The sequence below is a fragment of the Kitasatospora sp. NPDC054939 genome (genome assembly GCF_053610105.1).
This window is the reverse complement of sequence record NZ_JBSGXP010000230.1, coordinates 1-8,543: the sequence shown is the minus strand read 5'-3', so window position 1 is coordinate 8,543 and position 8,543 is coordinate 1. Positions and strand designations below refer to the sequence as shown.

The window sequence follows — 8,543 nt, the reverse complement described above, 5'->3', positions numbered from 1 at the left end:
GGCCCGCCGCGCGGTGCTGCGTGGCGGGCCCCGGGCGTTCCGGTGTCGACGGTCGGGTCAGTGGTGGCCGTGCCCGCTGGTGACCTCGTGGTGCTCCTCGGCGGTGGGCTTCGCGATCTGGCTGCCCTCGCCGTAGAAGCCGCGCGACAGCTGGGCGCGGGTGCGGGCGAGCAGTCCGGCCTTGCGGGCCACCCCGTTCTCGTCCACCTCGGCGGGCAGGACGACCGGCTGCGGCTGCTCGTGCGCGGTGAACTTGTAGCGGTCGCCCTGCGACAGGCCGGTGTGCACCTCGATGAACTCGCCGTGCGGCAGGCGCTTGATGACCCCGCTCTCGCGCCCGTGCAGCACCTTCTCCCGGTCGCGGCGCTGCAGCCCCAGGCACCAGCGCTTGGTGATCACGAAGACGATCACCGGCAGCACGAAGAAGCCGATCCGCACCGCGTTGGTGATGGTGTTGATCGACAGGTGGAAGTGGGTGGCGATCAGGTCGTTGCCGCCGCCGGCCAGCAGGATCAGGTACTCGCTGACCCAGGCCGCGCCGAAGGCCGTCCGGACGGGGGCGTTGCGGGGCCGGTCGGCGATGTGGTGCTCGCGCTTGTCGCCGGTGATCCAGGCCTCCAGGAACGGGTAGCTCCAGATCGCCGCCAGCACCAGCGGGAAGATCATCAGCGGCACGAAGACGCCCATGTTGAGCGTGTGGCCCCACAGGCCGATCTCCCAGCCCGGCATGACGCGGATCAGGCCCTCGGAGTAGCCCATGTACCAGTCGGGCTGGGCGTCCGTGGACACCTGGTCGGGCCGGTAGGGGCCGTACATCCAGATCGGGTTGACGGTGGCGATCGCCGACATCACGGACACCACGCCGAAGACCAGGAAGAAGAAGCCGCCGGCCTTGGCCATGTAGACCGGCATCAGCGGCATGCCGACCACGTTCTGCTCGGTCCGGCCGGGGCCCGCGAACTGGGTGTGCTTGTGGTAAAAGACCAGGATCAGGTGCGCCACCAGCAGGCCCAGCATGATGCCGGGGATCAGCAGGATGTGCACGGTGAACAGCCGGGGCACGATGTCGAAGCCCGGGAACTCGCTGCCGAAGATGAAGAACATCAGGTACGTGCCGACCACCGGCACCGCCAGCACCGCGCCCTCCATGAACCGGATGCCGGTGCCGGAGAGCAGGTCGTCGGGCAGCGAGTAGCCCATGAAGCCGTCGAACATGCCGAGGATCAGCAGCCCGGCGCCGAACAACCAGTTGATCTCGCGCGGCTTGCGGAACGCGCCGGTGAAGAAGACGCGCATCATGTGCACGAGCATCGCGGCGACGAAGACGATCGCCGCCCAGTGGTGGATCTGCCGGATCAGCAGGCCGCCGCGGATGTCGAAGCTGATGTTCACCGTCGACGCGAACGCCTCCGACATCAGGACGCCCTGCAGCGGGATGTACGAGCCCTCGTAGGTGACCTCGGCCATGCTGGGCTTGAAGAAGAAGGTCAGCCACACACCCGTCAGGATGATGATGACGAAGGTGTAGAGGCAGATCTCGCCCAGCATGAAGGACCAGTGGTCCGGGAAGATCTTGCGCAGGTTGCTCTTGGCGAGCCCGTAGATGCCCAGCCGGCCGTCGGTCCAGTCCGCGGCGGCCTCGGCCTTGTTCGCCGGCGCGGCCCGGGTGCTCGCGGCGGCGCGGGGCTGCGACGTCCTCCGGGCGCTCACGACGGTCGTCCCGGCGTCCGCTGCTTGCCGTCCTCGGAGCCCGCCGACGGTGCCGGCCGGCAGAGTGATGTGATCATGGGACCTCTCGATGCGGGGCCGACGGGGTTCCGGCGGCCGTTGTCCAGCCGCGTGCACCACGTGGCGCACAGTGATGGACCGGTTACTCTGCCATGCTGTCGTCGGCGAGCCGCGCGTGCACGTCCATCGGCCCCTTTCGGCGGTCGTGTCGAGACGGTGCCGCGCGGGCCTCAGTCCACCGCGAGGGTCAGCGCCGCGAGCTCGTCCACCACGTCCGCGGGCCGCAGCCGGTGGCGGAAGACCCGGCGCTGGCGGGCCGCGCCGCTGCCCAGCGAGCGCAGCCGGGTCAGGCCCTGCCGGACGGCGGCGAGGTCCCCGGCCGCCTCCAGCCCCGGTCCGGCCAGCTCCATCAGCTCGTCCACCAGCGCGGACATCGGCGCGGAGCGCCCGGTCCGCGGGTCGACCCCGGCCCCGGCCAGGCCGCGCCGGGCGGCCCGCCAGTGCGCCGCACCGAGCAGGCCGCAGGAGATCCCGGGCACCGGCGCGCCCGTCTCGGCCTCGTCGAGCAGTACGGCCGCCAGCCCGCGGAGCAGACCCGCAAGGAGGACAACCGTCTCCAGGTCCGCGTTGACGTCGGCGATCCGGACCTCCAGGGTCGGCACATGCTCGGAGGGCCGGGCGTACCAGTAGATCATCCGACGGTCCATCAGGATCCCGGACGCCACCAGGGCGTCCGCCAGCGCCTCGTACGCCTTCTCGTCCAGCACCGGCGCCGGGCCGACGGTGGGCCAGCGCGCCCACTGGACGGACCGCCAGCTCGCGAAGCCGCTGTCCCGCCCGTTGCTGAACGGCGAGTTCACCGCCAGCGCCTGCACCACCGGCAGCCACGGCCGCAGCCGGCCGCCCAGCGCCAGCGCCTGCGCCCGCCCGTCCGTGCCCAGGTGCACGTGGCAGCCGCACAGCGCGCCGTCGTAGCCGTCCAGCACGGTCGCGTACCGGGCCGCCATCCGCCGGTAGCGGGCGGTGTCGGTCACCTCGCCCGGGTCGCCGTCGGAGACCACCGGGGTGCCGGAGGCCACCAGCAGGCAGCCCGCCTCGGCCGCCGCCTCGCCGACCACCCGGCGCAGCTCCGCGAGGTCCGCGCGCAGCTCCGACAGCGTGCCGGTCGGGCGGGTGCACACCTCCACCTGAACCGGGAAGAACTCGGCCTGCACCCGGTCGCCCAGTACCGTGGCGGCGTCCGCGATCACCTGCGGCGCCCGTGCCACCGGCGCCCGGGTCCGCGGGTCGACCAGCAGGAACTCCTCCTCCACCCCGACGGTGGGGACGGTGGCGGGCACCCGCGGCCGGCTCGCCGGGCCGCCTTCCGGCCCAGGCGGCGCCGGGTCGGCGACCGTCCCGGTCGACGGGCGGTCGGACGGAGCGGGACGTGGGGTCATGGCGCACGTGTTGCCGGTGCGGCCGGGCCGAAACCTCCCGGGCCGCCGGTCAGCCGCGGACCCGCCGCCCGCCGTCGGGCGGGGCGGGGTCGTTTCGGGGGTCACCGCTCCCGTCGCCGGCACCGTTCCCGTTGTGGCGGACGAGCCGCCGCAACGGCAGCACCAGCCACCAGAGCACGAACCACAGCAGGACGATCCCGGTGATCACCCAGGCCGCCGCCGAACCGCCGGTCGCCACCCGCAGCAGGAGCAGCAGGGCCGCGCCGACCGTCAGCGCCAGCAGCACCAGGCCGAAGGAGATCAGCCGGGCCGCGCCGTCGACCAGCTGCGGCTTCAGCTGGTGCCCGGCCAGCACCCGGTGGTACGACACCGGCGCCACCAGCGCCCCCGTCGCCAGCGCGCCCAGCACCACCGTCACCACGTACAGCCCCTGGTCGAAGCCGGTCAGCTGCTCGAAGCGCGGCATGAACACCACGCTCAGCAGGAAGCCGAAGAGGATCTGCGAGCCGGTCTGGGCGACCCGGACCTCCTGCAGCATGTCGCCCCAGCGGCGGTCCGCCCGCTCCTCGGGCGACTCCTGTCGCCCGAAGCGCTCGGCCGCGGCCGGCCTGTCGGAGAGCCGGGGAACCATCCGCCTCACCTCCGTACCCGGATCGGCCCGATGGTGGCGACGCGTGTAACCGGCCGGGGCGCGGGCAAACGCCGGGCCATGGAACGTACGGACGTCGCCGCGCCCCGCCCCGGACCGGCGCCGGCCCGGGCACGCCGCGGCTCCGCGCGGCATCATGGTCCGGACGGCACGGTGCCGTCCGGACGGGACCGAGCGGACCGGGAGCCGGGCATGGCGCGGGAAGCGGCAGAACCACCGGGGGACGACCCGATCGGCCCCGGGCGGCTCACCGTCCGGGTGCGCCAGGCCGGCGGCACCCGGGTGGTCGCGGCCGTGGGGGAGATCGACCACGACACGGCACCCGAGCTGCGCACCGCCCTGCAGCAGCCCCCGGAACCCGGCAGCACCCGCATCCTGGTCGACTTCAGCGGGGTCGGCTTCTGCGACTCCACCGGCCTGAACATCCTGCTGCGGGCCCGGCTCAAGGCCGAGACCGACGGCGTGCGGGTGGAGGTCGCCGGACTGCGCCCCGCCGTCGCCCGGCTGTTCGACATCACCGGCGCGGACACCGTGCTGCGCATCCACCCAGACCTGGAGGCGGGCCTCGCCCACCCCGACGGCAGCGCCCCGGGCACGGCGTCATGACCGTAGCCCGCGGTGACGTCGAGACCCGGAGCCTGGTGCTCTCCGGCACCACCGGGGCGGTCGGCCGCTGCCGCGACTTCAGCCGGGTGGCACTGCGCGACTGGCACTGGCTGCCGGTCGACGGCGAGGCCGTCGACGGGGAGCGGGACGCCGAGCGGCTGCTGGTGGTCGAGGACGTCCTGCTGATGGTCTCCGAACTGGTGACCAACGCCTGCCTGCACGCCGGCGGGCCGCTGGAGCTGCGGCTGATCCGCACGCCGGACCGGCTGCGGGTCGAGGTGTTCGACGCCAGCCCGGTCGTGCCGATGCTGCGCCGGCCCGGCGAGGCGGGCCGGCCGGGCGGCCACGGCCTGCGGGTGGTGTCCCGGCTGGCCCGCAGCTGGGGGGCGCAGCCGGCCGGTACCGGCAAGGCCGTCTGGCTGGAGGTCCCCACGCCGCTGCGGTAGGGCCGCCGCCGCGGGCCGTACGGGCAGCGGGCAGCAGGGCCGGACGAGCCGCCCCGGCGGCCGCACGAGGGCCGCGGGGCGGCGACGGGCCCCGGCCGGGCGGGGCGGCACGCGGACGGCGGTCCGGCCGGGGCACCCGCGTTCACACCGACGGCTCGGGCTGCGGCGGCGGGGCGGGATCCGGGTCCGGCAGCGGCGGCCCGGGATCGGGGCGGTCGGGGCCGGGCAGCGGGTGCGGCTCCTTCGGCGGGATCGGCACCGTGTCGGGATCCGGGGGAGCGGGGACGGTCATGGCACACCTCCTGGCCGCCGCGGACCGGCGGCACCGCGCAGCGCCTACCCGGGCTCCCGCGGTCGAACCCGGCCGGACCCGCTCGCAGGGTTGCCGCCGTGCGACCCGGGTAGGAGACAGGTCGGAGCTGCCGTGGCCCACCTGCCCGCGCTCCCGCACCCATAGAGGTGCCTCCGGGGCCGCCGCCTGAAGCAGTCGGGCGCAGGCCTTTCCCCGGGACCGGGTCAGTCCCGCACATCGAGGAGCACACCGTGTCCTCTCCCGTCCGTCCGTCCGCTGCCCTCCTGGACGACTTCCCGCAGAGCCTGCCGTCCGACCTCCCGCCCGACCTGCCCCCGCGCCCCACCGAGGAGCGGCTGCGGACCATGGGCAAGGCCGAGGCACGCGAACTGAGCGACGCCCTGTTCGACCGGCTGGCCGCGCTGCCCCGCGAGAGCCACGCCTACAGCTACGTGCGCGGCACCGTCATCGAACTGAACATGCCGCTGGTGCGGTTCATCGCCGCCCGCTTCCGGCACCGCTCGGAGGCCATGGAGGACATCCTCCAGGTCGGCACGATCGGGCTGATCAAGGCCGTGGACGGGTTCGACCGGCGCCGCGGCGTCGAGTTCGTCACGTACGCGATCCCGACCATCGCCGGGGAGATCAAGCGGTTCTTCCGCGACACCTCCTGGCCCGTACGGGTGCCGCGCAGCATGCAGGAGCTGTACCTGCTGGTCACCCGCGGCTCCGACCGGCTGGAGCAGGAGCTCGGCCGGCTGCCGCGCCCAGAGGAACTGGCCGAGGACCTCGGGCTGACCGTCGAGCAGGTCACCGAGGGCCTGGTCGCCGGCCGCGTCTACCGGCCCAATTCGCTGGACTCGCTGCGCGAGCAGGACACCGACGAGAGCGGCAGCGCCCTGCTCGACCGGCTCGGCGAGTGCGACACCAACCTGGAGCTCGCGGAGTTCCGCACCGCCGTCCGTCCGCTCCTCGGGCGGCTGCCCGAGCGCGAGCAGACCGTGCTGCTGCTGCGCTTCTGGGGCGGCTGCACCCAGTCGGAGATCGCCGGGAGGATCGGCGTCTCCCAGATGCACGTCTCCCGGCTGCTGTCGTCCACCCTCACCCGGCTGCGCGAGCAGCTGGAGGACCGCGACGCCCCCGGTTGGACGGACGGACCGCCCGAAACCTGAGCCGTCCGCGTTTCCCGGCCCCCGCACCGGCAACCCGCCGTGGTGGGGGCCGCCGCCGTTGCAGTGCGGGATGAGGACGACCATGACCGCGACCAGCCACACCCACCGCAGCAGGACCCGTTCCGGCGCACCACCGGGAGCGGGAGGGGGTGGCGGGCCGTGAAGCGCCGGGAGCGCAACGCCGTCACCCCCGGGCCGGGCGCCCTCGCCGTCGAGGCCCGGCCGTGGGCCGGGGGCACGGTGCTGAGCCCGCACGGCGAACTCGACATCGACACCGTCGGCGTCCTGCGCGACGCGCTCGACGCGGCCCTGCTCACCCCCGGCACGGTGGTCGTGGTCGACTGCGGCGGCCTGGAGTTCTGCGACTCCACCGGCCTCAACGTGCTGCTGCACGTCCGCAACCGGGCCGAGGCCGACGGCAGTCGCGTCGAGCTGGCCGCCCCGCGCGCCATGGTGCTGCGGATGCTGGAGCTCACCGGAGCCACCGACGCCTTCCGGATCCGGGAGACCGCGCCCTGATCCCCGGGCGGCGGCCCGCCGACCCCGGGGCGGGGGCCCGGCGTGGGCCGCCGCCCGGCGGGTAGCCGCCGCCGCGGGGGCACCGGAAGGAGGACGGCCATGGCCGTGACCTCGGCAGCACTGTTCGACGTGGACGGCACCCTGGTCGACACCACGTACCTGCACGCCCAGGCCTGGGGCGAGGCGCTGCGCCAGTACGGCCGGGAGGTGCCCGCCGCGCGGGTCCACCGGGCGATCGGGATGGGCGCCGACCAGCTGCTCGACCACCTGCTCGGCGAGGACCGCGACAAGGGCGAGGACGGGGCGGTGTCCGCCGCCCACGACGCCCTCTACGCCCGCCACTGGCCGCTGATCCGGGCCCTGCCCGGCGCGGCCGACCTGGTGCGGGAGTGCGCCGCCCGCGGCTGGACGGTGCTGCTCGCCAGCTCCGCCTCGGGCCGCGACCTGGAGGTGCTGCGCCGGGTGCTCGGCGCCGACGAGGCGATCGACGGGGTCACCACCGCCGACGACGTCCGGGCCACCAAGCCGGCGCCCGATCTGGTGCACGCCGCCCTGGAGCGGTCCGGTGCCGCCGCCGAGCACGCGGTGTTCGTCGGCGACACGGTCTGGGACGTGCTGGCGGCGAAGCGGGCCGGGGTGCCGTGCGTGGGGGTGGAGAGCGGCGGCTTCGCGGCCGCCGAACTGCGCGGGGCCGGTGCCGCCGAGGTGCACCCGGACGCGGCCGCCCTGCTGGCGGCCCTGGACGGAAGTCTGCTGGAACGACCCCGGACGTGAGCCCCCGCCCCCGGCCCGGCCGCAGGCGGCGGATCGTCCCGGTCTGTCCCCCCGGCGGCGGACGGTGGCAGAGTGGTTCTGGGAGCGGCGAGCCCGTTCCCCGGGCGGAGGCCGCCGGGTGGTCGGCGGCCCCGGCTCCCGGACCCCCGACCCGGACGGTGGGACGCATGGTGGACGAGGTCCCGGTGGAACCGCTGACGGAACCCGCGAACGGCGACACCGCCGAACAGGCCCTGCGGCAGCTGCTCGCCGGGCTGATCGCGGTGCGCGACGGCGACTTCCGGGGCCGGCTGGCGTCCGACCAGCCCGGCGTCCTGGGCGAGATCGCGACCGTCTTCAACGGCATGGCCGACCAGCTGGGCCGGGTCACCTCCGAGGTGACCCGGGTGGCCCGGGAGGTCGGCACGGAGGGCCGGCTCGGCGGGCAGGCGCAGGTGCCGGACGTCTCGGGCAGCTGGCTGGACCTCACCGACTCGGTCAACGCGATGGCCGGCAACCTGACCTGGCAGGTCCGGAACATCGCGCAGGTCACCACCGCGGTGGCCCGCGGCGACCTCACCCAGAAGATCGAGGTCGACGCCCGCGGCGAGATCCTGGAGCTCAAGAACACCGTCAACACCATGGTCGACCAGCTCTCCGCCTTCGCCGGGGAGGTCACCCGGGTGGCCCGCGAGGTCGGCACCGAGGGCCGGCTCGGCGGCCAGGCCCGGGTACCCGGCGTGGCCGGCACCTGGCGCGACCTGACCGACTCGGTGAACTCCATGGCCGGCAACCTGACCGCCCAGGTCCGCTCGATCGCCGAGGTCGCCACCGCGGTCGCCGACGGCGACCTGTCGCAGAAGATCCGGGTGGATGCGCGCGGGGAGATCCTGGAGCTCAAGACCACGATCAACACGATGGTCGACCAGCTGAGTTCGT

The 8,543-nt window shown here is 74.6% G+C and carries 10 protein-coding genes; 6 read left to right on the top strand and 4 right to left on the bottom strand.

Annotated features, from left to right (window positions below; genetic code table 11):
- Window positions 1–57 precede the first annotated feature (57 nt).
- The 3 genes from qcrB to ACWGB8_RS36850 all read right to left on the bottom strand — a co-directional run bounded on the left by qcrB (window position 58) and on the right by ACWGB8_RS36850 (window position 3,798).
- The gene (gene qcrB, locus ACWGB8_RS36860; RefSeq protein WP_452218026.1) at window positions 58–1,710 is read right to left on the bottom strand and encodes a cytochrome bc1 complex cytochrome b subunit; all 1,653 of its coding nucleotides are present in this window, start codon (window positions 1,708–1,710) and stop codon (window positions 58–60) included.
- 248 nt (window positions 1,711–1,958) lie between these two features.
- Entirely contained in the window at window positions 1,959–3,068 is a 1,110-nt protein-coding gene (locus tag ACWGB8_RS36855; RefSeq protein ID WP_452218025.1) for a carboxylate-amine ligase, read from the bottom strand.
- Between the two features lie 148 nt (window positions 3,069–3,216).
- A complete protein-coding gene (locus ACWGB8_RS36850) occupies window positions 3,217–3,798 on the bottom strand; it encodes a DUF6328 family protein (protein ID WP_452218024.1) in 582 nt (193 codons plus the stop codon).
- 210 nt (window positions 3,799–4,008) lie between these two features.
- Between ACWGB8_RS36850 and ACWGB8_RS36845 the strand changes: the two genes are divergently transcribed.
- Both ACWGB8_RS36845 and ACWGB8_RS36840 read left to right on the top strand, forming a co-directional pair.
- The gene (locus ACWGB8_RS36845; RefSeq protein WP_452218023.1) at window positions 4,009–4,422 is read left to right on the top strand and encodes an STAS domain-containing protein; all 414 of its coding nucleotides are present in this window, start codon (window positions 4,009–4,011) and stop codon (window positions 4,420–4,422) included.
- Window positions 4,419–4,868 carry an ATP-binding protein gene (locus ACWGB8_RS36840; protein ID WP_452218022.1) on the top strand — a complete coding sequence of 150 codons (450 nt, stop codon included), beginning with the start codon at window positions 4,419–4,421 and terminating at the stop codon, window positions 4,866–4,868. Before ACWGB8_RS36845 ends, ACWGB8_RS36840 begins: the two co-directional genes overlap by 4 nt.
- 142 nt (window positions 4,869–5,010) lie before the next feature.
- On the opposite strand, the gene ACWGB8_RS36835 is transcribed toward ACWGB8_RS36840, so the two are convergent.
- On the bottom strand, window positions 5,011–5,160 hold the full coding sequence (locus ACWGB8_RS36835; RefSeq protein ID WP_452218021.1) for a hypothetical protein: 150 nt from the start codon (window positions 5,158–5,160) through the stop codon (window positions 5,011–5,013).
- A gap of 251 nt (window positions 5,161–5,411) precedes the next feature.
- Here ACWGB8_RS36835 and ACWGB8_RS36830 point away from each other — a divergent pair, with 251 nt between their 5' ends.
- The 4 genes from ACWGB8_RS36830 to ACWGB8_RS36815 form a co-directional block, all read left to right on the top strand.
- Window positions 5,412–6,332, top strand: a complete 921-nt coding sequence (locus ACWGB8_RS36830) for a SigB/SigF/SigG family RNA polymerase sigma factor (RefSeq protein WP_452218020.1) — start codon at window positions 5,412–5,414, stop codon at window positions 6,330–6,332.
- 159 nt (window positions 6,333–6,491) lie between these two features.
- Window positions 6,492–6,851: an STAS domain-containing protein gene (locus ACWGB8_RS36825; protein ID WP_452218019.1), complete on the top strand. Its 360-nt coding sequence runs from the start codon at window positions 6,492–6,494 to the stop codon at window positions 6,849–6,851.
- 99 nt (window positions 6,852–6,950) lie between these two features.
- Window positions 6,951–7,625 (top strand): HAD family hydrolase, encoded by a 675-nt coding sequence (locus tag ACWGB8_RS36820; protein WP_452218018.1) that lies wholly within the window; start codon window positions 6,951–6,953, stop codon window positions 7,623–7,625.
- A gap of 167 nt (window positions 7,626–7,792) precedes the next feature.
- Window positions 7,793–8,543 (top strand): HAMP domain-containing protein (locus ACWGB8_RS36815; protein ID WP_452218017.1); only part of this gene is annotated, 751 nt, incomplete at its 3' end.

Bases quoted from the DNA above. Each gene is read 5' to 3' on its own strand.
- ACWGB8_RS36840 (WP_452218022.1), top strand. From the start codon at position 4,419: ATGACCGTAGCCCGCGGTGACGTCGAGACCCGGAGCCTGGTGCTCTCC.
- ACWGB8_RS36850 (WP_452218024.1), bottom strand. From the start codon at position 3,798: ATGGTTCCCCGGCTCTCCGACAGGCCGGCCGCGGCCGAGCGCTTCGGG.
- ACWGB8_RS36845 (WP_452218023.1), top strand. From the start codon at position 4,009: ATGGCGCGGGAAGCGGCAGAACCACCGGGGGACGACCCGATCGGCCCC.
- ACWGB8_RS36835 (WP_452218021.1), bottom strand. From the start codon at position 5,160: ATGACCGTCCCCGCTCCCCCGGATCCCGACACGGTGCCGATCCCGCCG.
- ACWGB8_RS36820 (WP_452218018.1), top strand. From the start codon at position 6,951: ATGGCCGTGACCTCGGCAGCACTGTTCGACGTGGACGGCACCCTGGTC.